This window comes from Desulforhopalus sp. IMCC35007 (assembly GCF_005116575.1).
Classification (GTDB): Bacteria; Desulfobacterota; Desulfobulbia; order Desulfobulbales; family Desulfocapsaceae; genus Desulforhopalus_A.
On record NZ_SWCN01000016.1, the window covers coordinates 115,776 to 142,479 of the forward strand.

22 protein-coding genes, 1 tRNA gene, 2 other RNA genes and 1 riboswitch are annotated in these 26,704 nt (G+C 44.7%); of the genes, 14 read left to right on the forward strand and 11 right to left on the reverse strand.

Translation table 11 applies throughout. The features are described 5' to 3' along the window. The first annotated feature begins 4 nt into the window (after positions 1-4). Entirely contained in the window at positions 5-712 is a 708-nt protein-coding gene (locus tag FCL48_RS16645; RefSeq protein ID WP_136873684.1) for a Bax inhibitor-1/YccA family protein, read from the forward strand. A gap of 410 nt (positions 713-1,122) precedes the next feature. Then, a riboswitch (FMN riboswitch) is annotated at positions 1,123-1,274 on the forward strand. A gap of 109 nt (positions 1,275-1,383) precedes the next feature. Next, a complete protein-coding gene (gene ribB / locus FCL48_RS16650) occupies positions 1,384-2,052 on the forward strand; it encodes a 3,4-dihydroxy-2-butanone-4-phosphate synthase (protein ID WP_136873686.1) in 669 nt (222 codons plus the stop codon). A 98-nt stretch (positions 2,053-2,150) separates the two neighbouring features. Here ribB and FCL48_RS16655 read toward each other — a convergent pair whose 3' ends face one another. Next, positions 2,151-3,014, reverse strand: coding sequence for a prephenate dehydratase (locus FCL48_RS16655; protein WP_136873688.1), 864 nt, complete (start codon positions 3,012-3,014; stop codon positions 2,151-2,153). Between the two features lie 126 nt (positions 3,015-3,140). Between FCL48_RS16655 and FCL48_RS16660 the strand changes: the two genes are divergently transcribed. Beyond that, entirely contained in the window at positions 3,141-4,028 is an 888-nt protein-coding gene (locus FCL48_RS16660) for a protein phosphatase 2C domain-containing protein (RefSeq protein ID WP_136873690.1), read from the forward strand. Between the two features lie 186 nt (positions 4,029-4,214). On the opposite strand, the gene FCL48_RS16665 is transcribed toward FCL48_RS16660, so the two are convergent. After that, complete coding sequence (locus tag FCL48_RS16665) at positions 4,215-5,435, reverse strand: glycosyltransferase family 4 protein (RefSeq protein ID WP_136873692.1); 1,221 nt, start codon at positions 5,433-5,435, stop codon at positions 4,215-4,217. 52 nt (positions 5,436-5,487) lie between these two features. Beyond that, positions 5,488-5,865 (reverse strand): potassium channel family protein, encoded by a 378-nt coding sequence (locus FCL48_RS16670; protein WP_136873694.1) that lies wholly within the window; start codon positions 5,863-5,865, stop codon positions 5,488-5,490. A gap of 669 nt (positions 5,866-6,534) precedes the next feature. Between FCL48_RS16670 and FCL48_RS16675 the strand changes: the two genes are divergently transcribed. After that, on the forward strand, positions 6,535-6,852 hold the full coding sequence (locus FCL48_RS16675; protein WP_136873696.1) for a hypothetical protein: 318 nt from the start codon (positions 6,535-6,537) through the stop codon (positions 6,850-6,852). Between the two features lie 21 nt (positions 6,853-6,873). Next, complete coding sequence (locus tag FCL48_RS16680) at positions 6,874-7,080, forward strand: hypothetical protein (protein ID WP_136873698.1); 207 nt, start codon at positions 6,874-6,876, stop codon at positions 7,078-7,080. On the opposite strand, the gene FCL48_RS16685 is transcribed toward FCL48_RS16680, so the two are convergent. Then, entirely contained in the window at positions 7,073-7,969 is an 897-nt protein-coding gene (locus FCL48_RS16685) for a hypothetical protein (RefSeq protein ID WP_136873700.1), read from the reverse strand. The two genes, FCL48_RS16680 and FCL48_RS16685, sit on opposite strands and share 8 nt — an antisense overlap. A gap of 296 nt (positions 7,970-8,265) precedes the next feature. Here FCL48_RS16685 and FCL48_RS16690 point away from each other — a divergent pair, with 296 nt between their 5' ends. Continuing rightward, a complete protein-coding gene (locus tag FCL48_RS16690) occupies positions 8,266-9,162 on the forward strand; it encodes a diguanylate cyclase (RefSeq protein WP_136873702.1) in 897 nt (298 codons plus the stop codon). Between the two features lie 20 nt (positions 9,163-9,182). Here the strand turns inward: FCL48_RS16690 and purF are convergent, their stop codons facing one another. From purF to FCL48_RS16725, 7 genes are all read right to left on the reverse strand, one after another. After that, a complete protein-coding gene (gene purF / locus FCL48_RS16695; protein ID WP_136873704.1) occupies positions 9,183-10,610 on the reverse strand; it encodes an amidophosphoribosyltransferase in 1,428 nt (475 codons plus the stop codon). A 254-nt stretch (positions 10,611-10,864) separates the two neighbouring features. Further along, positions 10,865-12,010 carry a M20/M25/M40 family metallo-hydrolase gene (locus FCL48_RS16700; protein WP_136873706.1) on the reverse strand — a complete coding sequence of 382 codons (1,146 nt, stop codon included), beginning with the start codon at positions 12,008-12,010 and terminating at the stop codon, positions 10,865-10,867. 36 nt (positions 12,011-12,046) lie between these two features. Next, positions 12,047-13,216, reverse strand: coding sequence for a 2-C-methyl-D-erythritol 4-phosphate cytidylyltransferase (ispD, locus tag FCL48_RS25775; protein ID WP_136873708.1), 1,170 nt, complete (start codon positions 13,214-13,216; stop codon positions 12,047-12,049). A gap of 46 nt (positions 13,217-13,262) precedes the next feature. Next, positions 13,263-13,614: RNase P RNA component class A (rnpB, locus tag FCL48_RS16710), an RNA gene on the reverse strand. A 38-nt stretch (positions 13,615-13,652) separates the two neighbouring features. Further along, on the reverse strand, positions 13,653-14,378 hold the full coding sequence (locus FCL48_RS16715; RefSeq protein WP_136873710.1) for a zinc ribbon domain-containing protein: 726 nt from the start codon (positions 14,376-14,378) through the stop codon (positions 13,653-13,655). Between the two features lie 21 nt (positions 14,379-14,399). Next, on the reverse strand, positions 14,400-15,227 hold the full coding sequence (locus tag FCL48_RS16720) for a Nif3-like dinuclear metal center hexameric protein (RefSeq protein WP_136873712.1): 828 nt from the start codon (positions 15,225-15,227) through the stop codon (positions 14,400-14,402). Between the two features lie 195 nt (positions 15,228-15,422). Further along, positions 15,423-15,498: transfer RNA gene (locus FCL48_RS16725), tRNA-Ile, on the reverse strand. Between the two features lie 352 nt (positions 15,499-15,850). On the opposite strand from FCL48_RS16725, the gene FCL48_RS16730 reads away from it, so the two are divergent. The 8 genes from FCL48_RS16730 (at position 15,851) to FCL48_RS16765 (ending at position 26,319) form a co-directional block, all read left to right on the forward strand. Next, entirely contained in the window at positions 15,851-17,695 is a 1,845-nt protein-coding gene (locus FCL48_RS16730) for a M48 family metallopeptidase (RefSeq protein WP_136873714.1), read from the forward strand. A gap of 8 nt (positions 17,696-17,703) precedes the next feature. Continuing rightward, positions 17,704-18,546, forward strand: coding sequence for a deoxyribonuclease IV (locus FCL48_RS16735; RefSeq protein WP_136873716.1), 843 nt, complete (start codon positions 17,704-17,706; stop codon positions 18,544-18,546). Positions 18,547-18,772: 226 nt separating this feature from the next. Next, positions 18,773-20,578, forward strand: coding sequence for a GspE/PulE family protein (locus FCL48_RS16740; protein ID WP_136873718.1), 1,806 nt, complete (start codon positions 18,773-18,775; stop codon positions 20,576-20,578). Between the two features lie 37 nt (positions 20,579-20,615). After that, the gene (gene smpB, locus FCL48_RS16745; RefSeq protein ID WP_136873720.1) at positions 20,616-21,074 is read left to right on the forward strand and encodes an SsrA-binding protein SmpB; all 459 of its coding nucleotides are present in this window, start codon (positions 20,616-20,618) and stop codon (positions 21,072-21,074) included. Positions 21,075-21,120: 46 nt separating this feature from the next. Then, positions 21,121-21,486, forward strand: a transfer-messenger RNA (tmRNA) gene (ssrA, locus tag FCL48_RS16750). 100 nt (positions 21,487-21,586) lie between these two features. Then, positions 21,587-23,191 carry a site-specific integrase gene (locus tag FCL48_RS16755; protein WP_169309258.1) on the forward strand — a complete coding sequence of 535 codons (1,605 nt, stop codon included), beginning with the start codon at positions 21,587-21,589 and terminating at the stop codon, positions 23,189-23,191. A 415-nt stretch (positions 23,192-23,606) separates the two neighbouring features. Continuing rightward, the gene (locus FCL48_RS16760; RefSeq protein ID WP_136873724.1) at positions 23,607-24,437 is read left to right on the forward strand and encodes a hypothetical protein; all 831 of its coding nucleotides are present in this window, start codon (positions 23,607-23,609) and stop codon (positions 24,435-24,437) included. A 403-nt stretch (positions 24,438-24,840) separates the two neighbouring features. Then, the gene (locus FCL48_RS16765) at positions 24,841-26,319 is read left to right on the forward strand and encodes a P-loop ATPase, Sll1717 family (RefSeq protein ID WP_136873726.1); all 1,479 of its coding nucleotides are present in this window, start codon (positions 24,841-24,843) and stop codon (positions 26,317-26,319) included. Positions 26,320-26,704 lie beyond the last annotated feature (385 nt).

The window sequence follows — 26,704 nt, forward strand, 5'->3', positions numbered from 1 at the left end:
TACTATGTATGAAAATGCACAATCAATACCTGTTGACCGGGCCAGACAGGAAGCGTCAACCGTCTTTCTTGCAAAAACCTTCAACTGGATGGCGGTTGGTCTTGCGATAACCGGAATCGTTGCCTACCTGACCGCTTCAACCGGGCTTGCGTATTCGATAATTGGCAGCCCGTTGTTTTATGTTCTTGTTTTTGCTGAACTGGGGCTGGTGTTCTATTTGTCAGCCCGGATCTCGAAAATACAGGCCTCCACCGCGTCTGGACTGTTTATTGGCTATTCCGTGCTGAACGGTCTGACCTTGTCAGTTATTTTTCTTGCCTATACCAGCTCATCCATTGCAGCGACTTTTTTCATAACCGCCGGGATGTTTGGAGCCATGGCGGTATATGGGCTGGTGACTAAGCGAGATCTGTCGGCTTGGGGATCTTTTCTCTTCATGGGGCTGATCGGGATAATCATCGCATCAGTGGTGAATATTTTTCTGCAAAGTTCTGCCGTGAGTTGGGTCGTCTCCATGATAGGTGTTCTGGTTTTTACCGGCTTGACGGCCTATGATGTCCAGAAAATAAAGAGAATAGGTGAGGATGGTATTATGAGCCAGGGAAATGAGGCCATCCGCAAGGGATCTATCATGGGCGCTTTGACCCTTTATCTCGACTTTATTAACCTCTTTCTAATGCTTCTTCGTTTTTTTGGTGGAAGTAGAGATTAGTGGGGTTGTAGAGTCTCTCCGAAGTCTGGGGTTATCCCCTTTTCTGCCGGGGGAACTCTCTTGCCACAAGATTTCTTTTATACGCATATTCAGCTTGTCCTGCCTGCAAAGCTGAATATGCGTTTTTTTATTTGATCTGAACAGGATCTGAGAAACAACCTGTTTCTCTTTACAGTATTTAAAAAGTGTTTGGAAAATATACTCCTGAGATTCATAGGCGCCTGCAGCTGTATTATCAAACATCAAGGATGAGCAGGCATCATAGGAGTTGACTTTAGTGAAGAGTTTTGTACATATAACAGTTGAAATATATCCGTTCCTTGTTTGCGGACAAGGAACGGAAAATATTATTGTTGTGATCAATTATTAAAACGTTTTTAGTGTGTTGCATGACCATTGTGGGTCGTGCAGTACGTTCTCAGGGCGGGGTGAAATTCCCCACCGGCGGTGATTCCCTCATAAGGACAGCCCGCGAGCGCCCGCAGTTTTATAGCTGCGGGGTCAAGCAGATCTGGTGTGACTCCAGAGCCGACGGTTACAGTCCGGATGGGAGAGGCTAAAACGGTACTATGTCCTGTTGTGCTCATTTACCCCAGCAGATTCTTGTGTCATGTGACATACGGTCTGTCCTTCTCTATGCCCTGATTCTGGTAAAATAAGGAGAAAATACCATGAATCAGTCTCTACTTGCTCAATTTGGTGATCCGCAGCAGCGGGTTGAAAAGGCTCTGGATGTTTTGCGTCAGGGGCGTGGGGTTCTTCTGGTCGATGATGAAGACCGTGAAAACGAAGGCGATCTTATCTTCTCAGCCGATTATCTTACCCCGGAACAGATGGCCCTGATGATCAGGGAAGGAAGTGGAATTGTTTGTCTCTGCCTCACTGGAGAAAAAATTGAAGCCTTGAAACTACCCATGATGGTGGCAAACAACACCAGTCGAAATGAGACGGGGTTTACCATATCCATTGAGGCAAAGCACGGTGTCTCCACCGGTGTTTCAGCAGCAGACAGGGTACAGACAGTCAGAGCAGCTGTGGCCAAAGAATCTACTGCCGACGATCTTTGCAGTCCGGGCCACGTCTTCCCCTTGCGGGCGAAAGATGGTGGAGTACTTGAGAGGAGAGGGCATACGGAAGGTACCGTTGATCTGATGCGTCTGGCTGGACTGAGCCCGTCAGGTTTGCTCTGCGAACTGACCAACCCTGACGGAACCATGGCAAGGCTTCCTGAGGTTGTCGCTTTTGCCAAGTCCCATGAAATGTTGGTACTGACCATTGAGGATCTGGTGAGCTACCGCCATTATCTGATGATGCAGGAAGAACTGGAAATCGTCGCGTAACAGGCCCTTCAGGCAATTGTAGAGGTGGTCTTGCCACCTCTACAAAAAATACTGCGAAAGCATGGTTTCTTTGTGATATTTCATGCAGGCTCAGAAAGTTAAGCCATCTTAATTCCACTTCGAAAGGGGTGGGCAGGATAGGTGCCCATTATCATAACATTTTTGGCAAAAAAATACAGTTCCTCAAGGGCTCGCTGTAAAGAGGGCTCCTCGATATGTCCTTCGACATCGGCATAAAACCGGGCCACATTAAAGTTTTTATCCACATAGCTCTCCAGTTTTACCATCTGCACGTTATTGGTTGCAAATCCACCAAGTGCCTTATAAAGAGCTGCAGGAATATTGCGTACCTCAAAAACGATACTGGTCAGATATCTGGTTCCGGCGTGCCACTGTGGGGGCTCACTGTCTTTGGCCAGTATGAGAAAGCGGGTCGTGTTGTGGTCGGCGTCCTGAATATCTTTTTCCAGTATTTCAAGGTCGTAGATTTCTGCGGCCAGCTCTGATGCAATCGCCGCCCGGGTCGGGTCATTCCATTTTTTGATATCCGCGGCTCCCGTTGCAGTATCGGCACAGATATGGCTGGTAAGGTTGTTCTTTTTGATAAAATCCCTGCACTGGGGAATGGCATGGACATGGCTATACAGGTCTTTTAGCTCAGACACTTTGGAGCCTTCAAGACCGAGGAGGCAATGTCTGATGAGTTGGAAGTGTTCTCCCACTATAAACAGCTGTCCCCTTGGCATGAGGTAGTGAACGTCAGCCACTCGTCCGGCAAGGGTATTGTCCACAGGAATCATGGCAAAGTCTGCCAGACCGTCTCTTACGGCGCTGAAGGCGGCATCGAAAGAGACACAGGGGACTGTCTCGTAGTTTGGTCTCGCGGCTCTGCAGGCAAGATCTGAATATGCACCAGGCATACCTTGAAAGGCTATCTTCTTTTTTGGGGCAATGGTATTCATTTGTGATTTCGGTTTGTATAGGTTCGGCCTATCTCTTGGCGGACAGGCATAGAATTTAACAATTTGTATTCCATGAAAAGCACCCTATACTAGCTCATTATCAGCTAATTTAAAGGATTGTTTATCATGTATCTCTCTTTGAACGAAGATTTTTCTTTTGCCCGGTTACCACAGACACGAAATGATGGTGTTGAAACCCTCTTTGAAAAAGGAAGCAGCAGAGTAAATGAGGACCGGCTGCTTGTTGCTGGCAATACTTACGGTGTTTTCGATGGAGCTACAAGCCTTGGAGAAGAAATCTCTCCGGGGGACTCCACTGGGGGAGCGCTCGCAGCCGAGATTGCCAGGGAGACCTTTCGTCATAGTCAGGGCAGTCTTTTGGCAGCGGCAGTGGAGGCGAATTCCCGCATTGCCAGGTCTCAGGTTTGTGCAGGCGTTGATTACTCCAGGCGGCATACCCTCTGGACAACCAGTGCTGCAGTTGTACAAATCGAGGGTAACAGCATTGAATACTGCCAGACAGGGGATGCACTGATTATGCTTTTGTATCAGGATGGAGGTTACCGTCTGCTTACCCCTGAAATCGATATTGATCGTGAAACTCTGTTGCTCTGGAAAAAATTAAGCAGCTCAGCAATAGACCGTAAAGATAGCATTTACAAGGCATTAGATGCACAGATCCGTACTGTGCGTCTGGAGATGAATCGGACCTATGGAGTACTTAATGGTGAGAAAGAGGCTGTTCATTTTATCAATCACGGGCTGGAGTCTCTGACGGGTGTGACTGATATTCTGCTCTTTACAGATGGGCTCTATCTGCCCAAGGAAGACCCTGCAGCCCCCAGTGACTGGGACTTGTTTGTGGATTTGTACCGTGATAAAGGCTTACAGGGCGTGAGGGATTCCGTGAGATATATGCAAGGGTCTGATCCAGGGCTGTCTCTTTACCCCCGTTTTAAAATGCACGATGACATTGCTGCTGTGGCAATTCCTCTCACCTTGTCTGAATCCTGATGGAATGTATTTTTCGGAGGATAACTAAAAAATCATTATATCAGGATGTTACTGATAGTACATCCCGGTCCCCTTACAATTACTTTCTTTAAATCAGGTCGTCGCCTCCCCCACGACATAATCTGGATAGAAGAATTCCTCCACGTATGACTTCAGTGTTTCTGGCTGACTGCTGCGGGCAAAGGGCTATCGTGAAATTGCTTTCTTATAGGCCTGTTCAATCCTGCTAAAAACTGATTCCCAGCTATAAGTATGGGTAATGCTAGCAATGCTTCCAGGTGATGGAGGCGGGGACGTGAGGACTGTTTCTGTTATTTTTTTAAGGCTACGGATAACCCGTTGGGTCAGGAGATCCATTTGACTCGGGTCGGGCTGGTCCACTTTAACCATGTTGGGCAGCTCAATGAATTCAACAAGATCTTGAGGAGCACTACCCAACAGCTCTTTGCATCCAGGCAAATCGCTACAGATGATTCGGCAGCCAGATGACAGAGCTTCAAGCAGTACCAGAGGCAGGCCTTCAAAAAAAGAGGGGAGAATAAATACGTGGCATTCAGCCATGAGCTGTGCGAGTTTTTCCTGGGGAAGAGCCCCATGGACTGAGATTCTATTTCCAAGGTTATTGGCGAGCTGTATGCAACGATCCTTTTCTGCACCACTACCAGACCCGACTAGATGCAGGTGTGTTCTGGGGTCATCCAGTTGTGCATAGGCCTCAAGAAGCAGGGGAACTCCTTTTGAAGCACTCAGTTTGCCCGCATAGAGGAGCTGTACGGGCGGTGTCTCAGCTTTTTTTCCAATAGAAAAACGGCTGGTGTCGTAGCCACCCCCAACAATATCGATTTTTTCCCGTTGCAGGCCATGGATCTCTACAATCTGCTCGGCCTGGGTCTGGCTCAGTGCCAGAATTGTCTGTATTTGCTCCAAACTATAAATTTTTTGTTGGAGATGCGGATTTTGCAGATATTGGCGCAGGTCTGTTGAATGACAGGAGGTCACCATGGGAATATGGGGGCAGACTGAACGGGCAATTACAGTTGCAAGCCACAGATGGTGGCTGTGTATGACATCGGGACAAAAGACTTGTACGGTTTTTCGTATTGTGTCTGCAAAAACCGAAGTGTAACAGAGGAGTTGCTGTTCGCTGAGGTCAGAGAACCTGCTGCTGGGGTAGGGCATGACGTCACTCATGCCTGGGATTGTAAAATCGAGTGGGGGACAGGAAAAAGGAATATATGTGCAGTTGTCTGGTGGTATGCCCGGTAATTCAGGGTGTACGTTTCCACTGATACCCGCTATAAGATGGTTTTGATAGCCCTTACGCGAACAATTTCTGATCAGGTTTTGTACATAGAAACCGCTGCCTGTTTGCTGAGGATGCTGGCTGATGAGATGGAGGATTTTCATTGTGTAAACGATATGACAGGGAGTAATTGCCTACAGAGGGTGATTGAGCAGATTATGATTTATCAGTAAAACTTTTTTTAAGGGTATTTTTTACATTCTCTACATTATCTTGTATCCTGGTGGCATGGATTAAGGTTTCCTTGCCGGCAGTTACTGCTATTGTTACACCAATGCCGGTGTTGATAATGCCGATGAGTCCGATGATGACACTGAGCACCTTTGCGAGCCAGTGGTGAGGAGTGATGTCTCCATAGCCGACAGTTGTACCGGTGATCCAGCCAAAGTAAAGACCATCCTTCCAGCCGATTCCTTCTATGATACCCACCCAGATGCCAAGCCCCGAAACAAGGATTGCAAGTATACCCCAAATTGGGGTCATGGCAATGAGCATCTTGAAAAATGCCTTGAGAAAAAGAATTGAAATCCGCATCCTACCTGCTTGTTTGAGGGGGAAAAAGTAAATAAAGAGTTTGAATATTCCTTGATGATAGCGTAACGCCTAGCAGCGGTGCAAGTGATTTAGCTCCCCTATGAGCTGCGTTGCCTCCATTAATTAGAAGAACCCGAAAGGCCATGCCTGATTCAAGTAGCAATAATCACAGGAAAAAGATAAAATTTATGTCTAATTATGCCCGTGAGATTGTAAAAGACCTTCTTGAATCAAGTTAATTTAAACGTTATGCTATGGAATAGTTCTTAAACCCTGTAATCAGGGATATGTTGCGGTACGCGACTCTTAGAAAAGTAGTAACCGTATTGTTAGTGTCTTCATAGATTTCAGAGGTAGGTATTTTATGGCCAGGTCAAAATGTCCATCATGTGAATATCACGAGTTCGAAGCTGTTCATGTGACAACGAAAACCGGGCAGAAATTTTGTCTTATCCAGTGTGTTGCATGTGGCACCGTAGTGGGGGCGCTTGATGATGTGAAAATTACCAGTGTCATCAAAAACGCGGAAAAGAAACTTTCCAAATTTTTAGAAAATTTGAATCGAAAGGTTGTAAATGTTTGCAACCGCAAAAATACCTGAGTGGTAATATTTCATCCTGCGACAAAACAATTTTATTTCGTTAGACCTGTATACATGAGGAGAAAACGATGCACGTCCTTTTCTATCAATTTCGCGTATTACCGGGTAAATCGAACAAGTTACGAGGGAAAATTGTCGGTGCATTGGCGACGGTTATGGTATTTGCCGACAGTGACGATGTGGGAAGAGCCCGATGTGGACGTTTTATCTCGCAAAATGACTGGGAAATTGAAAAGTTTATTAAAGTTATGTTCATGGGGCCTCAGCAGATTGAGAATTTAAACTGTGAGCTTGCCAAGGTGTATAAAAGGGCAGAAAAATTTGGTATAGCGGCCTGCTTTGACAGCTGGTCGAGTCTTGCTGGAAATATCGGCCGTATATCCTGAAAAATTTATAAAGGTAGATTTGTGAACGAATTGACAATTGGCGAAAAGCTTGTTCAGGCGATGAAAGATCCCAGTAATATCGAATCCCAGGAAAGTATAGCAAAGGCTATGGAACTCACCAAGGCGTATGCGAGTTCAGGCTCTGCCACTCATTTCAGTACCGTTACCAAGTTGTTTTTTGATCTGTTTGAGATGTTTGAAACCGGAAAGGATCCACGTGCTAAATAGAGGGTGGTGTCCTCTTTAAATACTGTTTTAATTCCTCAATATTGTTGCACTTAGCAATAATTTTCCTCAGATAGATAATGTTCTTGTCTATATTTTCAGTGTAAAGATTACGATTAATCATATGCCGGTTGCTAAAGTGCGCCCGCAGGGCATTTGAGGTGTTGGAGAAGGTTGTGGTGAGTCTTTTGAGTACAACATTATGGTAGAAATTTGCCGTATGTTCCATCAACTCCAGGGCTGAACGGTGCTTACTTATACCTCCGGCCTGCTGCTCAATAAAGAGCAGAGGAAGACATTCCAGGTAGTAGCGGTCCGCCATTTGCGCGAGTATGTCAGCCGAGCCTATAACCTGCCCTGCTATCTGGATTTCATGGCTGTGAAAATCAAAAGTTGCCGGATCACATTCAAGGTTTGTGTAGTTAATGATCGTCGCGCAGTCGTTGATTATTCGGCTGCCGAAATTTTTTTCAACGGCATATCTGCTGAGAAAGGCTATAGACCTGGATTCGTGTTGGGCAATATACTCTGTTCCGGATGTTGCCGGATCATTTTCAAGAAGCAACATCCCTGAGTCGTGAAAATAGGCAGCAAGGAGACCTTTGAAGAGTGTCACTTCAGAGATGTGTACATGGTTGCAGTGGAGGCCGTGAAAGAGTCGGGCTGATGCAAGAACCACAAGTATGCTGTGCCGCAGGTTGTGATACGGCATGGTGTTTTGTTGGAAATCCGGATGGGTCCCGGTGAAATAGCCCGTCAGATCGTCATGCACCTGTCTGAGCAGTTCCGTATCGAACTTGGGTGCAATGATTTTCACAAGGGAAAGTATTTCTTCCAGAGGAGATCCCTGGTGGATTCCTTCAAAGATGTTCGACAGGTCTTTATTGTTCATCTGCTATATAAAAATTTATGAAAAATTTACGTATCTCCTATAACATTCTACATTTACGGCGCAAATAAGGCAAATTGCGAATAAAATTATTTCTATTTCCTCTATGTCACCGATTTTCTGTCTTCTTCGGGGCGTGAGGTACTGCATTGTGGTGTTGCTGAACGATTATTTCTTGCAAAAAAAATGTGTCAACTGGACTTTGTCAGTTTTTAAAGGTACTATTTTCATGTAAGTACAATGTATTGTGGACGAATCGTCGACTGAGAATAACCCCCGTAAAACATAGGTTTTGATTGATGGAAGAGGTAAAGAATACAGCCATCATATTGATTGTAGATGATGACGAACTGGTCAGAATGACTATCAGCGTATTAGTCGGCTCACTTGGATACCATTGCCTGGTTGCCGGAGACGGCATTGAGGCATTAGCTGTATTGCAGTCAACTCCTGTTGATCTGGTTCTTTCTGATATTGTAATGCCGGGAATGGACGGTTTGGAGTTGTTGGCCCAGATACGGGAAAAATATAAAGCCACCGACGTTATTATCTCCACAGGTTTTCATGAAAAGGCAAGTTACGCTGAGGTGATCAAGGCGGGTGCCATTGATTTTATAAAAAAACCTATCGATCAGGCTGAGCTGGAGGCCAAACTGGCCCGGGCGATTCGGGAAAGAGGTATGATGCGTGAACTTGAAATGCAATCACGCCAGGATGGTTTGACCTCTATTCTCAATAGAAGGTCGTTTGATGAGTCTTTTCCAAATGAAGTAGAGAGGGCGTTCCGCCAGGAATATCCCTTGATGCTGGCCATCATAGATGTGGATAATTTCAAGGAATATAACGATCAGAATGGGCATCTTAAAGGTGATGAGGTGCTGATCAGTCTTGCTCATATCCTAAAAGAATGTACCCGGGATAGTGTAGATCTCTGTTTTCGACTGGGCGGGGATGAGTTTGCAGTTTTGCTTCCCCAGGCAACCGCCAATCAGGGGACGGAGATTGTTCAGCGTATTCTGCTCAGTTTTCTTGAGCGTAATTATGGTACAACAACCCTCTCAATTGGACTGGTCTCCTGCCAAAGAGATAAGAGCGTCTCCCGTGCCGAAGACGAAATGGCCATAAAAAACCGTGCAGATATGGCCATGTATGAAGCTAAACAGAGCGGTAAAAACTGTGTTGTGACAAAGGTGTAACTTTTGTCTTGCTGACTTTTTCAACCCAGTGAATTTTTGCAGAAGGTCAGGTCAGGTGCGATCGGATATTTTCCATCGAAACAGGCGAGGCAGAAATCCTTTCTCGTCAAGCCGGTGGCTTTAACCAGGCCTTCAAGGCTGAGGTAATGCAGTGAGTCCAGGCCCAGATACTCCCCGATCGCCTTTACGTCTTTGTTACAGGCGATGAGTTGTGCTGACGAGGGAAAATCGATTCCATAATAGCAGGCGTGTCTAGTTGGGGGGCAGCTGACCACCATATGCACTTCTTTCGCGCCTGCTTCTCTGAGTGCACGTACCCGGCTTTTGCCTGTAGTTCCCCGAATAATAGAATCCTCAACGATAATCACTCGCTTGTCTCTTAAAAAAGATCGTACCGGGTTGAGTTTTACTTTTACGTTGAAGTCCCGCATCGACTGGGTGGGCTGGATGAAGGTTCTTCCTACATAGTGATTCCTGATAACGCCCATTTCCATAGGGATACCTGAAGCCTGGGAGTAACCTAATGCAGCGTAGTTACCGGAATCAGGAAAAGGCATGACAAAATCTGCATCGATTTTAGCCTCTTCGGCCAGAATGGCGCCCATTCTTTTTCTTGCCTGATAGACATTGATGCCAAAAATATCGGAATCGGGCCGGGCAAAATAGACCTGCTCAAAGATACAGAAATGAGTGTCCTGCTTTGGCCAGGGAAAGACCGATCTCATCCCATCCTTGTTGACAATCAGCACTTCACCCGGGGCTATATCACGAATATAATCAGCTTCGATGAGGTCTAGAGCACAGGTCTCCGATGCAACGACCCAGCCGGACTCTCCACCATTTTTCAGTTTCCCAAGGCATAAGGGGCGGAAGCCATCAGGGTCCCGTACGGCAATGAGGGTATCCTGAGTCATCAGCAACAGGGAATATGCCCCTTTAATAGCGGAAAATGTTGTACAAAGAGCTTTGTCCAGCCCCTCGTGAGCCGAACGCGCCATGAGATGAAGGACAACCTCACTATCCATGGTTGTCTGAAAAATCGATCCCTGCTCTTCAAGGGTATTTCGAAGTTCAATTGAATTAACCAGATTACCGTTATGAGCGACTGCCAGAGTTGTCCCCTTGTGCGATACCATCAATGGCTGTGCATTGGTTATCGTTGAGGCGCCAGTGGTCGAGTAGCGAACGTGGCCAATGGAGATATGCCCTTTAAGTTTTTGTAAAATCTCCTCGGAAAAGACCTCAGGCACAAGGCCCATGTCTTTGTGACAGAGGACGTGGGTACCATCTGATGTTACAATCCCTGCACTTTCCTGGCCTCGGTGCTGAAGCGCGTAAAGACCAAAATAGGTGAGTTTTGATGAATCCTGATGATTAAAAATACCACAGACACCGCACTCATGGGTGGGGCGTCCATCGTTTGCATTGAATAATTTATCTTGTAACATCGGGTAAGTGTCCTTGGCAGCCCCTGCTTATGGCTGAAAGAAGCAGCCTCACGTCAGGGTGGATAGCATTCTGGCGTTTGTGTACGCAAAAAACGGGGAAAGGCACAAAGATCAGTTCTTTGCGCCTTTCTTGGGTAACCCAAAAAAGGAAATCTATAATAACTATTGCCTAAATTCAACAGGAAAGAGCAGATCTGAGTAAAAAACTGTCTTCCTTACATATTTGAAATATTATGATCCTGCCCCCGCCTGGATTATGCTCTGACAATACCAAACAGGAGTTCAGTAAGGCTGGTGAGATCACCTAAGTCAAGCTGTTCATCGACAGTATGTACCTTATTCATGCCCGTTGCAATGATGGCAGTCTGCAATCCTTTGCCGCAGAAAATATTTGCATCGCTTCCCCCTCCGGCCACGATCTGTTTGATCTCCTTTTCCACAAGGTCAGCACCTTTTTTCAGCCGTTGAAGAACGGGAGCCTCGGGTGGAATTGACAGTGCGGGATAGTCGGCCACGATGGTCATTGTTAACCCAGGGCGATGTTCCCCTGTCATGGTCGTTGGCTGCCAGGAGTCCACAGCCTTCTGGAAGGCTTTTTTAATCTCATCTGTATAGACGGCTAGTTTTTCTTCAGAGTGGCTGCGGACCTCACCTTTTATAAAGATTTTGTCCGGAATAATATTGGTGGCAATTCCACCTTCAATGAGACCAAAATTGCAGGTGGACTCTTCGTCAAGACGACCAGCTTTGAGGGAGTTAAGGGCCGCCGCGACAATGGACAGGGCGTTGATCCCCGCTTCTGGGCAAAGTCCGGCATGAGCAGCCTGCCCTTTAACTTCTATGTTGATTTTGTTTGCCGCAGGCGCTCCGACCACGACGTGATTGATACCACTGGAGTCGAGGGCGTAACCATAATGGGTTTGGAGCTTGTCGAATTCGAGATGTTTGGAGCCAAGAAGGCCAATCTCTTCGCAGGTGGTGATTATTATCTCAATCATGGGATGATCACAGTTATTTTCTTTAAGAAGTGTGATAACTTCTATGATCGCCGAGATCCCGGATTTGTCGTCTCCTCCAAGTATGGTGTTCCCTTTACTGGTAAAAAGATCGCCCGTTCGAACCACCTTTACTCCTTCGGCTGGTCCCACTGTATCCATATGGCAAGAAAAAAACAGTCCTTCAACCTTGGGCTGATTACCGTTGAAGCGGATGATAAGGTTGCCTGACTCCGAACCTGTTTTGGCGGCTGAGTTATCCTCATATATTTCGTCGGCGTCAAGGTCGGCAAAGGTCTTTTTCAGCCAGGCGGCAATCCTGCCCTCTTGTCGGGAAAGGCTGTCTATTTCACATAGTGTCGTGAAGGTTGCAGCAAGTCGTTCCTTATTTATTGTAATTGTCATAATCGTCTGTTTCCTGGGGTATTATAGCGAAAGTATTTAAAAAGTACGTTGGAGTAAAACGACTGCATGGCAACTGATGCCTTCCTGTCGTCCGGTAAACCCCATTTTTTCTGTGGTGGTTGCCTTGATGTTTATTTCTTCACTGGGTACGCCGCAACAGCCTGCAATCAAGGCGGTCATAGCCTCGATATATGGTCGAAGTTTCGGCTCCTGACAGACTACGGTGATGTCTACATTACCTACAATATAGCCTTTTTCCCGGGTGTCGCTTATAACTTTTTCCAGCAGTTTTATGGAGTAGATGTCTTTAAAAGCATCGTCGCTGTCTGGGAAATGTTTGCCTATGTCACCTGCTCCAGTGGCCCCGAGAATAGCATCACAGAGAGCATGGGTCAGGACATCAGCATCGGAGTGGCCGGCAAGACCGTGACTGTGCGGTATAGTGATTCCACCGAGGACGAGTGGTCTTTCTTTTGAAAATCTATGGGCATCGTAGCCGTGACCTATACGCATGGTGACCTGTTTTTTGCGCAGAATTTTTTCAGCCAGGCTGAGATCCTCCGGGCGGGTGATTTTTATGTTGGTTTCAGAACCTTCAACGATAACCACGGGGATACCGGCCTTCTCAAGAAGTGATGCTTCATCGGTGACATCGAGTGTTCCATTTTCTTTATAGGCGCGAAGGAGAAGATCCCGCTGGATAGCCTGCGGAGTCTGGGCCTGATAGAGGCTGTCACGGTTAATGGTAGCGGTTATGGTTCCGTCTGCAGAGCTTTTTTTTAAGGTGTCTTTTACAGGTACTGCGGCGATTACCGCCCCCTGGAGAAGCGCTCCCTTGTAGCAGCGATCGATAACATCCTGACTGATAAGAGGGCGCGCTCCGTCATGAACGAGGATAATATTGTTTACAGGGGAGAGGGCCAAAAGCCCGAGGTAGACGGAGTCCTGTCGTCTGCGGCCGCCTGCAATGACCTTGATTTTTTCTGCGGACAGGTTGTGCTGTACTAAAAGGTTTTTTGTTTTTTCCACCCTGTCTTCCGGGACAACGAGGACAATCTCATGAATATGAGGATTGAAGACAAAGGCCTCAACCGTATGGATGATTACTGGTTTATGAGAGAGTTGGAGATACTGTTTCGGTTCGGCGCACTGCATTCTGGTGCCAAATCCAGCAGCGGGAATAATAACTGCAGCTTGTGGTTTCATGCGGGTATTGCTAGGCCCCGGTTAAGTTGTTGGTGAGTGTTGTAAAAAAATGGAGTGGGCTGTAAGCCGGATTCTGTACCCCTTGCGGGGCCATGATCATTTCACTGGGATGTTGGTCGCCCAACACCTCTTGCAACCTACCCGGAGATTTCGGACGGGCAGCCCTCAAACATCTCCCTATTTGGTCTTGCTCCGGATGGGGTTTACCGTGCCCTTCATGTCACCATGAAGGCGGTGAGCTCTTACCTCGCCTTTTCACCCTTACCTGAAAAACAGGCGGTCTGTTTTCTGTGGCACTTTCCCTTGGTCGCCCAAGGTTCGCGTTACGAACCATCCTGCCCTGTAGAGTCCGGACTTTCCTCTCCGGCAAGTGCCGGAGCGATCATGCGCCCACTCCAAAACTTTTACAATCAATTCTTGGATGAGAAAAACGTCCCTATACTTCCTCTTCAAGAACAGGCGCTACGTAGTACATCAGTCGTTGACAGGTCGGGCAGTCAAACATCTGGTCTCCTTTAAGGAGCATGTTATATTTCTGAGGAGGAATAGACATGAAACATCCCTGGCAGACCCCGTCAAGTACGTTTACAACCGCAAGCCCATTACGGCGCTCCCGAAGGGTATCGTATTTCTTGAGAACACTTGGCTTGACCTCGCTGGCCTGTTTTACCCGGATATTGTCTTTTTGCTTTTTGCCTTTATTGATTGATTCTATAGCGCTTCGGACTTTTTCAGTTTCTTCGGCAACCAGCGTTTTCTCACCTTTCAGGAGATTCTTTTCCTGCTCAATCTCAGCGGTGAGTTTTTCGATAGACTCCATCAGGGTGACTATTTTTTCCTCATTTTCTTTAGCACTCTTTTTAGCATCTTCGATCTCTTTGAGCAGTGCGGTCTGTTCCCGACCGGTTTGAACCTGCATCATTTTAGACTGACGCTCTCGAACGTGATCCATCTTGTCGGCCATTTCGGCTTCAAGAGTGCGGCTTTCCGCTTGCTGACCGGAAATTTTTTCTTCCAGGGAGCTGATTATTGCTTCTCTTTTGGCAAGAGCGGAAATACGTTCGTCAAGGCTGTTCTGCTCGACCTTAATAGCTTCGTCGATCTGGTCAATTTCGCTGTCAATGGCCTGAAGTGCGACGAGTTGGGTTAAGATTTCGTTCAAGGGGATTCTCCTATGCAAATGTTACGGGTGTTGATGATTTTTATCTATATAAACAAAAGGATGTTTCTCGCTGGCAGACTGCCTGACGCATATATTCCATCCTTCTGTCTCGTTTGCCTGTAGTAGTCTTTTGACCAGCAGAGCTACCGCTGGTTTTTCTGTTGCGTAATGAGTGCCATCAATGATGCAGAAATTGTTCTCCCTGGCCCATATGGCGATATTGTGTTTAATCTCGGCTGAAAGGTAGACGTCTGCACCTTGTTGCCGTGCAGCCGGTGCAAACTCAGAACCGGAACCGCCGCAGACAGCGACGGTTTTAATGGAGGCTGGTAATTTCCCAGCCATCTGGACAGTGTCCAGTTCAAGGACTGAAAAGAGACGGATAAGAAATTCTTCCGGGTTCAGCTCCTTCTCGTAGACACCAATGCGGCCAAGTCCTGTGGATTGGGCCCCGTTTGTGGATGCAACAAGAGGCCTGAGGTCGGTAAGTCCAAGGAGTTGGCCCAGGACATCACTCACACCTTCCCTGGCACTGTCGAAATTGGTGTGGCACCCGATTATCGCAAGGTCGTACCGTAGCGCCTTTTTCAGCAGTTGCCCTTCAGGAGTGCCCGTGTCAATTGCAGCGAGGGGCTTGAAAATGACCGGGTGGTGGGTGACAACGGTGTTGCAGCCATTGCTGATGGCTTCATCTATGAGCGCATTGGTTGCATCCAGTCCTGCGAGGACCCCTGTGACCTGCTGGTCCGGGTTGCCAATCAGCAATCCTACGTTGTCCCAGGATTCTGCAAGCTGAAAAGGTGCTTCTATTTCAAGGTTGTCAAGAATGTCTTTTACTCTTGCTGTCATGATATTGATTATCTAACTGCTATAAAACAAAAAAGGTACACTCCACTGGAATGTACCTTTAGCTCACTTCGCCCATTTAGACTTTTGTTGTCCAAATCGTAATGTATCGATCAGGGGTGTTATTCTTTCCCCTGGCTGTATGCGTAACAATAATCTTTTCAAGGAACTCTTGTTTTCAATTAACGGCTTTAATGGTGGTGGGCGCAGTAGGATTCGAACCTACGACCGATCGGTTATGAGCCGATGGCTCTACCAACTGAGCTATGCGCCCTTATCACACGAATAAACAGTTTATATAAAAACACTTGAGCGATAAAGTCAATGGGAAAAAGAAGTTTTTGGTAAGAAAAAAATAATGATAAGTCGAAATACTACGGTTTCTGGAGTGTTTTTTTGTTTAAATATCATGCAAATAAGATTTATTTTTTCAATCGCAGATGTGAGAGCTGCAGTATGTGGGCTCTGTGCTGAGCAGCAACGTGAATGTATGTTAATGATGCTGGATTATTGAGTGGTAAGGTATTACCTGTTATGTGAATTTTAATTGCAGAGTCGGGCGGGGTGGTTTTGTATTGGCAATAATTTCGGTTTTGATTAATTGAACGAACTGGTGAACGATTTTGATGTACACAAACCTTATTCTGTTTCTGGTCGCTATTTTCTTATTTAGTGTTGCAGGAACACCTGAATCCACAATGTTGTCCGCTTGGCAGGCAGGACTGCTGTATGTCTGTTTTCTCTATGGGTTCAGCAGGCTGTCAGGATATCTCTTTAATAGACAGGCAAGAGGCCGATCCAGTGGATATTTTAAGACAGAAAAGCAGCTGTCTATCCTAAGCCTTATCTTCTTTTCACTGACCGTCTATTTCTGTGACCCCAAGTACTACCTTTCCATGCTGCCTTTTGCTGGACCTTTTCCTGCTCTGGTTGGTTTTGGCGGTTTGGTTCTTTTTGTCATCTTTCTCATGATAATGTGGTCGAGAGGACGTAGCGCATATGAGGAGGTCTTTGCCAAAAAATACAGTATAACCTCTTTTGTCCTTTCAAACCTGAAGGCAAATCTTCCCATTGTTTTGCCCTGGATGGTCCTCTCCCTTTTGTATGATGTCATGGCCCTTCTTCCCGTTCCTGGGTTGCAGAAAATAATCAGTTCAAGTTGGGGAGATCTCCTGTTTTATGCTGTTTTTCTGGTTTTTATCGTCTCTTTTTTTCCGCCTCTGGTGAGATCATTATGGGGCTGTAGAAAGCTTCCTGAAGGGTATCTGAAAAACAAACTTGACGCTTTCTGCCAGACCCAGAATTTTAAAGCTGATTTTTATCTCTGGCCCCTTTTTGAAGGTCGGGTATTGACGGCCGCTGTAATGGGAATTGTACCCGGTTTGCGCTACATCCTGCTAACCCCTGCGCTCATTGAAACGATGACAATGACTGAGCTTGAGGCTATTCTTGCCCATGAGATCGGCCATGTGAAAAAACGTCATCTCCTGCTGTATATTTTTTTGATCGGGAGTTTCAGTTTACTAGTCGGTCTTCTGGCTGAACCCCTTATCCACTTGATACTGTCGTTTGGGTTTCTCAATAACCTGATAATTCAGGCAAATATCAAGGCCGAAACACTTGTCACTGTCGTTGGAGCCGTGCCGCTTCTTGCCGCAATGGTTTTATATTTTCGCTATATTTTCGGATATTTTATCCGCAATTTTGAAAGGCAGGCCGATCTTTTCAGTCTTCAGGCCGTAGGCAGTGGTGAGGCCCTCGTTTCCGCTTTTGAAAAGATTGCTGTCTTGGGTGGCAATATCCGGGAGCAGCCCAACTGGCATCACTTTGGCATAGGTGAGCGTATTGACTGTCTTGAAGCCGCCAGCAGGTCGCCCAAAATAATTCAGCAGCACGATCGCAAAGTCCGCAGGAGTCTGCTGTTTTTTGTAGCTGTTCTGCTGTTGACCTTTGTTGGTGTCCAGCAAATACCAACGGAGCTTCTGGCGCAAAGATTCGAAGCAAACTTTACGGAAGCAATTTTGATGCAGCGTGCAGCCCAGGAGCCGGACCAGGCTTTGTGGCAAAGGTTGATTGGTGATCTGATGCTCAATAAGAAAATGGAGGAAAAGGCTTTGGCTGCCTATGAAAAAGCATTCAGCCTTGATCCTGTAAATGCTGAAATAATGAACAACTTTGCCTGGTTGTTATTAACCAGTGAAAATCTGCAACTGCGCGATCCCTCAAGGGCATTGACCCTTGCAAGAGGAGCTGTGATCCTCCAGGAAAAAGGGTACATCCTTGATACACTTGCCACCGCCTACTGGGCTAATGATCTGGTGGAGGAAGCGGTGCAGACAGAAAGGCGGGCACTTGCCGTGGATCCGGGTAAGAGAAGATTTTATCAGGCGCAGATCCACAGGTTTTTAGCATCGAGCTACGGAGATTCACTCCATGGTGTGCCACAAGCAGAAATTGAGACAATGAATTGAGAGGATCCATGCCGCTTTTAGGAGCTCACGAATCGGTCGCAGGAGGTTTGTACCGTGCCTTTGATCGGATTGAAAAGGTAGGGGGAGAATCCTTGCAGATTTTCACCCGTAACCAACGCCAATGGAACCCGGCCCCGCTGACGGATGAAGAGATTAGTTTATTCAAAGAAGCCCACGGAAAAAGCGGCTACATACCCGTTGCCTCCCATGCTTCATACCTTGTAAATCTTGCTACAAATAAAAAAGAGTTACTGGAAAAGTCCATAGCAAGTCTTGTTCTGGAATTTGAGAGATGTCATGGGCTTGGTATTCCCTATGTTGTTATGCATCCCGGTTCCCATGGTGGGGACGGGATTGAGGCAGGACTGAGCCGTTTTGTCGCGGGCCTGGATCGTGTGTATGAGAACAGTGGTCGGGCCGTAACCTTGCTTCTTGAGACCACAGCGGGGCAGGGGACAGGCCTGGGGAGTCGTTTTGAAGAGATATCCTACATCATAGAACACTCTGAATTTTCAAGATATCTTGGAGTATGTGTTGATACTTGCCATATCTTTGCAGCGGGCTATGAGTTGCGGGATGCGGTTGGATATGCTCGGACGATGACCGAGCTCGATGAAAGTGTCGGCCTGCATCGGGTCAAATTTTTCCATCTCAATGATTCCAAAAAAGGACTTGGCTCAAGGGTGGACCGCCATGAACATATCGGCCATGGTGCCATTGGACTTGAAGGATTTAAAAATCTCCTGACAGATCAGAGATTCAATGACCTTCCTATGACTCTGGAAACCCCGAAAAGTGATTCTCTGATCGAAGATATTGAAAATTTACAAACACTTCGATCTCTTTTATAGTATTCTGTCAGGAGCTGGGCATTTTTATGGCTCCCTGATAGGCCAGGTAGATTCGCTGTCCGATGGATTTGCCTGGTACGATACTAAATAACTATGAATGACAGTTGCAAAATCTGGGTGATTATCCTGCCAGTCGTGTCTGTGGTAATTCCCTGAAATAAAATGTGTTTTTATGCAGATAGCTGCTGAATGTTTCAGCTCGTGCTGTGAGCCCTAAGGTGGTTGTATGAAGTTTTTAAATAGCGATGCGCTGCTCGATGTTCTCGTGAAGTATAAGGTGATCACCCCAGATCAGAGTCAATTCGTGATCCAGGAAAAGGGTAAGCAGCGCCTGAAACTGCAGAGGCAGGCGACAAAAGACGGCAGCAGTGATCCCAGTTACCCTGACATGGTTGATATCGTTGTTGCTTTTAATCTGATAATGGCACATAAAAAGCAGCGATTGGTCGATGAAGAACTGATCATGCGGGCTGTTGCCAAGGAAAAGGGGCTTCCCTTTAAAAAGCTTGATCCACTTGATCTTGATATGGAAGTGGTCACCAAGACAATCCCCCGCAACTTTGCCATCAAGCAGTTGATTCTGCCCTTCAAGGTTGAAGAAGGTGTTCTTGATGTTGCTATATATCATCCTGATAACCAGGTCGCTCTTGCTGATATCGAGCACGCCAATCAGACAAAAGTCAGAGCTCATATCGCGACCAAGTCTGATATACAAAGAATTATTGCCGAATTTTTTGGTTTTCAGAAATCAATCAGCGCAGCAGAGGATCAGTTTGGTGTCGCGCAGGGTGCATCCGCTCCTATTGATATTGGAAATCTGGAGAGGTATGTCAAAATCTCATCATCAAAAGAGATCACCTCCTCGGACCAGCATATTAAATCGGCGGTAAATCATATTTTCCACTACGCCCTTGAGCAGAGGGCGAGTGATATTCATATAGAGCCAAAAAGAAGTGCCACTGTTGTTCGGTTCAGAATAGATGGCAGTCTGCATACCATTTATAATCTTCCCAAAGCTGTCCATTCTGCACTCATCTCCAGAATTAAATTTCTCGCCCGTCTTGATATCGCCGAAAAACGCCGCCCCCAGGATGGCCGGATAAAAGTAGGAGAAAAGGGTGGACGTGATGTGGAGATCCGTGTTTCCACTGTCCCTGTCTCTTTTGGAGAAAAGATAGTGCTTCGTATTCTGGACTCGGAGATGATCTTTCAAAAGGTTGAAAATCTTGGCTTTTCTCTGCGGGATATGGAGGTATACAAAACATTTATTGCCTCTCCCCATGGAATTATTCTGGTGACAGGACCCACAGGGAGTGGTAAATCAACGACTCTTTATTCGACCTTAAAAGAGATTGCAACGCCTGAGAAAAATATAGTAACGGTAGAAGACCCCGTTGAGATGGTGCATGAAGAGTTTAACCAGATCTCGGTTCAGCCGCTCATTGATATCACCTTCTCCTCGATTTTACGAAACATCCTTCGTCAGGATCCGGATATTCTGATGATAGGTGAGATTCGGGACCATGAGACGGCGGCCCATGCGGTACAGGCGGCGATGACGGGCCACCTGGTTTTTTCTACCCTGCACACCAATGACGCGACATCAACTATTGCACGTCTTCGGGATCTTGGATTGCAGCCTTTCATGATCGCGTCCACGATTTTAGGTTGTATGGCCCAGAGGCTGGTGAAGACCATTTGTCCTGCCTGCTCGGAAAAGTTCACGGTGGAAGGTGATGAGCTGAAAAAACTCGGATTTCCAGTGGTGGAGAAAGGGCCGATCACCTTGAGTAGAGGTAAGGGGTGTCGTGAATGCAGGGGGACCGGTTATAAGGGCAGATGTGGAATCTTCGAAGTATTTCCATTTTCTTCCCAGATTAAAAGAATGATTGTCGACAATTCCCACTCTCTTGAGATACGACAGATTGCAATACGGGAAGGAATGACTACATTACGCGAGGATGCCTGGGATAAGGTAAAACTTGGTATTACAACCTATCAGGAGGCGTTGCGGGTGACTTCGGATTCATAGGTCACGTAATATACTGAAAAAGTAGAGTGAATTGTTGATGGGGATTAAAATAGTAGCAAAAAACAAGAAGGCTTATCACGAATACCATATCGATGCCACCTATGAGGCCGGGATGGTACTTTCCGGGCCTGAGGTGAAGTCACTGAGAGCTGGCAAGGCAAATATTCGTGATGGATATGTGAAGATTGACGAAAAAGGTGAGGCCTATATGTACAATGTGCATATTTCACTCTACACATTTGCAACCCACAATCCTAATGAACCGCTCAGATCACGAAAATTGCTTCTTCATCAGAGAGAAATAAAGAAACTAATCGGCAAGCTGAAAGAAAAAGGCCTTGCTCTGATTCCACTCAAGATATACTTTATAGAAAATGGCAAGGCTAAGGTAGAACTCGGCCTTGCCCGTGGTAAAAGGCAGTACGATAAACGCGCAACGCTCAAAGAACAACAGACGAATCGTGAGATTCAGCGGGCAATGCGCCATGATAGATAAGGCACATGTAGTTCAAAATATAATTCAACAATCCCATAAAAGTTAAGGGGGCGAAACGGATTCGACAGGGATGTGTAAGCTCATCGTTGCATGCCGAGTTTCTATCCACTCGTAAAACCGATAGAACATAAATATAATCGCAGACGATTATAACTACGCAGTAGCAGCTTAATACCTGTCATACTGCCGTTCCACCAGTCTTCGCCCGTAAGGCTGGGTTTGGAGCGTCGACTCAACGGGCTGGTCGCTTGACGGTTGGCTGTCTTTCAAGGGACGAGATCTTACAGACTAGTTTTTAGAAATCTATGTTCCGACTGAGTTCTAAAAGCGAAAATTAAAGTACGGAACTAAGCATGTAGATACGGGAGGGGAGCATTTTTGGACGCGGGTTCGACTCCCGCCGCCTCCACCAAGTATTTGAAATCATTGCATAAATTATGATTTCAGAGCATTGGAACCTATCTTTATCCACTCACATTATCCACACGATAATGAACGAGGAGGTTATAAAGATGGGTTTTTCTGTTTCTAGTCCAACGTACATGTACCAGAGTCCTTCTGGGTACATCTTCAGAATACGTATACCAAATGATTTGAAAGCAGTTGTCGGTAAAGGTGAATTCAGATATTCCCTTCGTACAGGGATTTCAAGAATAGCCAAGCATCGAGCAAATTCCATTGCTGCTTATCTTCGCCAGTTATTCATGGATGTTCGTATCAATGTTGCCTTATTTACAAAAGAAAAAATTCAAAATTTGGCGAAAGAGTATATTTGTAAGATTTTGGCAAATGATGAATGCCGCAGGTTCCAACATGCTAAAATTCCAGATACAAAAACAGCCAACAAAGAAGTAGCATCTGAAGCAGATGAAATTATGATGCAAGTAGATCAACTTAATAATTCTATGGGTGATTTTGACTCAAATAGTCTCTTACGTAATGGAAGAGTTCAAGATATCTTGCGAAAGGTTAAGATCTTTTTGGGAGGAGTAGCAGGTTGCAATGAATTGGTAGAAAAAGGATTAAATTTATCTTCACCGAAGGAACCTCGACAGGCTGTTCAAGGTCTTTCGGGTAGTCTCAAGTCTGGCAAAAATAGTGTTTTTACGACAGTGCAGAAGAGTTATATCCTAGAAGTCGAGAAAGGAAGTAACTGGACAGAAAAAACAAAAGCTGAGAATCTTTCAATATTTGCCTTGTTTATGAGAGTTGTGGGTGATTTGCCTGTGGAGCAAGTTGATAGAAAGGTAATGACAGAATATAAATCCACACTGATGCAGTTGCCTCCGAATCTGAACAAGGGATCGAAGTATGAAGGAAAGACTGTCGCAGAGATCATCGGTACTCAGCCTGAGAAGACTATTACTGCCAATACTATCAATAAATATATCAGGCGATTGAGCGGATTGTTTAACTATGCTGTTCGCAATGGATACATGCAATCCAATCCAGCAGAAGGGCTTCAGATAAAAAGGCAGAAGAGAGCGGATCAGGAACGGCAAGAGTATACAGGTGAAGATCTGCAGAATCTATTTGGCTCACAGGAATATATGGAAGGTAAGCATAGACACTCTTATGCTTACTGGACTCCATTAATCGCACTGTACAGTGGTTGTCGCCTTGAAGAGATCTGCCAGCTTCACCTTGAAGATATCAGGCAGGAGCAGGGAGTGTGGGTCTTTGATATCAATGACAAGGGTGAGAAACGTCTGAAAAACCGATCAAGTGAGCGTTTGATTCCAATTCATCCCCATTTGGTTGAGTTAGGGATTTTGGAACATGTAAATAGTTTAGTAGATAAAGGGGAAGGGCGGCTATTTCCTGAGTTGCAGAAAAGGAGAGATGGCTATGGTCAGACGGTTAGTAAATGGTTCCAGAGGTACAAAAAACGATGTGGAATCAAAGGTTGTAAGACATTCCATTCATTCAGGCATACCTTTATAACCCACCTGAAACACAAACAGGTTGACCCATATATGATTCATGAGATTGATGGTCATGCTGTAGATTCAGAAACTATGGGACGGTATGGAAAGCGTTACACTCCTGCAATATTGTTGGAGAACGCTATATCTTTAATCAACTACGACATTAATGTGCATATGCTCACTAGGTGAAGTGTTGATATGGAAAAGAAATATATTTCTATTGTCTTATTGGAAACGCCTTCTGCTAGGGTGTTGTAGAGGAGTGCTATAGATAGCTAATAAGGGCTTGAGATAATAAGGTGGCCTTCCTCAGGAGCTTCTATGTTTTGGTCTAATTTCGAGCCCAAAATATCTCAGAAATCAGAACCATGATACATCCGAGAATTTTGCACCACCCTCTTCACCCATTTTTTTTGCTACACAGAACAGACGGCCCTTTTGTAGAAAGAGCCTAAAATTTTGCTAGAAAATCAATCGAATTGCTAAAATGGAGGACTAAATGGTCAATTTTGGTGGTGGAATAACTCTATCTTTGTATAGTAGATCCAACACATAAGCATCTCTGCTCCTCAAATTATTTATCAATAAGGATTGATCTGCCACTATGAATAAAAACAACCTCCTTTCCAGGGCTGACACCAACTTAATGACCATAGAGTCAGAGGAGCAGAAAGCAGACGATAATATCAAATCTCTGCCAATTATTGAAAAACAACCTGATAATGTTCTTGTCGAAGAAGCTCGTTCGAAATTACAAGGAATTTTTGTTTCTCATTATCAGGAAGCTCTTCAAAACGCTTTGTTAGATGCGGGAATGTATATTATCGAGAAATTTTACAATAATGATTATGAGCTTGCCCGCCAGAATAAACCTCAAAAAGAACTCTCTTATGTACAACTGGTTGAACTCCTCAATGATCAGAATGAAAATTCGCCCAAAAAGTCCTGGCTATATAACGCAGTTAATTTAGCAGTACAAGAGCAGCAGTTTCCCACTTTCCATGCGCTTGGAAAACTTAACACAACACATAAACTCCTACTCTTGACCGTGCGTGATTCGACTCTAAAGCAAAGTCTGGCTGAAGAAACGGAGAAGTATGAGTATTCAACTCGTCAACTTGCCAAACGGATTCAAGAATCAAAAAAACAGCGAGGCAAAACGATTTTCTCCTATCTTTCTAAACCAGAAGAGTTGTTTTCTGGATCCAATAACCACCTTTTCTCCAGTGATACGCTTAAGAAATTCAACCTGAAAAAAATCGAAGCATTAAGAGAAAAATTAAATATAAAAGTTCAAGAAATACAGTCGGTTATTATGAAACAAAAACAACTCGAAAAACAGTATGAAAAATTACTTAAAACTGTTGATAGAGTAGAACAAGAGAAACAATGTCTATCATCCCCAGATGAGGAAACATTACAAAAAGCAGAGTGAATTTTGACCTTCTGTCGGATTGAGGGAAATTCAATTTACAAATAGAGAAATCTGTCCTATGCACCACCCATGTTTTCAAGAGTGCTTTTAGCACTAGATTTAATCAGTATAAAGATAGATGCACATTGGATAGCTCTTGAAGCAGGATAGTATCATAATAATTGTTGGTATTGAGCAAGCTAAGAAAGCTGGGTTGGATCAGTGGCCACAATAATGTCCTATTCAGGCGATGCATTAAATATTTCAATTAATAAATTTATATGCATTCTGAAATAAGATAATCTATTGATAGTTCTATCTGGAAGGGTATTGTAGTATATTTAAGTCATATGTCAGCATCAATAAATGACCTTGAATGAGGCTATTGCATAAGAATATTATATATTACCGAGGAAAATTCGTTGTGAGCAATATTTTTGACAGACGCCTTTGGGGTAATGAGGCTGCAGATGATGAAAATCCTGAAGTCTTGAATTCATACTTTTTGTCAAATGTCGATTTTGAACCATTCTTTTCCCATAGTGAAAGCCTTATGATAACTAGAGCCAGGAAGGGAATGGGAAAATCAGCTCTTATTAATGAATTTGCATACAGGTTATCCAAAAGTAAGCATAATATTGTTATAAACATCAAAGGTTCTGATCTAATTGCTCAACAACCAGTTAATTACTTGACACCAGACGAACATATACATGATTGGATGCAAAGAATATGTCTTGTTATTAACCGAGAAATAGGAAGTCGAATTGATTTTGCTTTTAATGATGATGAAATTCTGTTGGTAGAATCATCTGAGATTGCAGGATACAAGAGAAGAAATTTGTTCGGCAGTCTGCTATCAAGGTTAAAGTTAAAAATCCCTAGTGCTGAACTAATAAGTCCAAAACTTCAAGAGGATATCAAAATTCTTGAACGTATAACAAGTTCTGAAAAATTTAACATTTGGCTACTGGTTGATGATATCGATGCAACATTCATCAATACAGAACAAGAACGTCTCAGGCTTTCAACTTTTTTTTCAACTTGCAGAGAAATTGCTTCATCTTACAAGGGGGTAAAAATTAGGACTACCATTCGAACTGATGTTTGGGCATCAATCAGAAAAGATGATGAATCTCTCGATAAAGCGGAGCAATACACGATTGATTTAACATGGACCAAAACAGATATAGGGAAATTATTATCAAGAAGAATACACAGTTTTGAAAAAAGAGTAGGCGACCTCAAACCGTTAACAGGTAATGCACTACAAAAATATCTATTAGCAATGTCTGAATTAACCATTAGTAGACCATTATGGGAAAAGCAGTTAGACAAAGTATTTTGGCATGTATACCCATGGGGAACTGGTTACAGACCCCCATCTTCTCTTATACACATGTTGGGGGCAGGTAGACCTCGTTGGGTCTTACAATTATGTAGAATGGCGGCACAAAGTGGAAAAAGTAATGCGGCTAAAAGAATTACTATCGGTATGATGACACAAGTACTCCCAAAATATTCTTCCATAAGGTTAGATGATATTTGTCGTGAACATAACCATCAATGTCCAAACTTGCCTGAAATGATTAATTTATTTTCAAATAATAATTCAAGCTATACGACAGAGGAACTGTTAGCACATATTGATGTAGCTCTACAAAAGGGACTCAGAGTTACTATAGATGGTACTGACCGATATACTCCTTTAGAATTAGCTCGTTTCTTATTCCAAGTTAATTTTTACCAAGCACAACGTCCTTCTGAAAACGAAAACCAATATTATACTTTTGATGAAAAACCAGAACTTCTCAAATATGAATCAAATCCTGATGATGGAATGCAATGGACAATACACCCAGCTTTTCGAGCTGCACTTAATATAAAACATGTTGTAAACTAAATATATTAAAGTTAAAAAATTGACATATGCACAGTAATTACATAGCGTCACAGTTAATGATTTAACGCTTCAAGCGTTAAGCGGACAGTGAAGGGTGTATCTCATTGAAGAGCACCTGGAGGCCAGCATTCATAAAAAATGTTGGTTCATTACATAACCAATACTACCGAAACGGTACTTTGGTGGCCAGTATCCGAAATGGACTGGTTCCCGTTATCTGGCAATGAGCCAAGGCGGGCTTCAACGAAACAGAAGCCTACCTATGTCTTATGCCATCAGAAAAAGTAGGCTTCAAAAAGAAATAGGAAGTCTACTTGCCATATACGAATTACCTCACCAAGTGGACTTCCGTAAACCTTTATGGAGTCCATACATGTCATGCAAT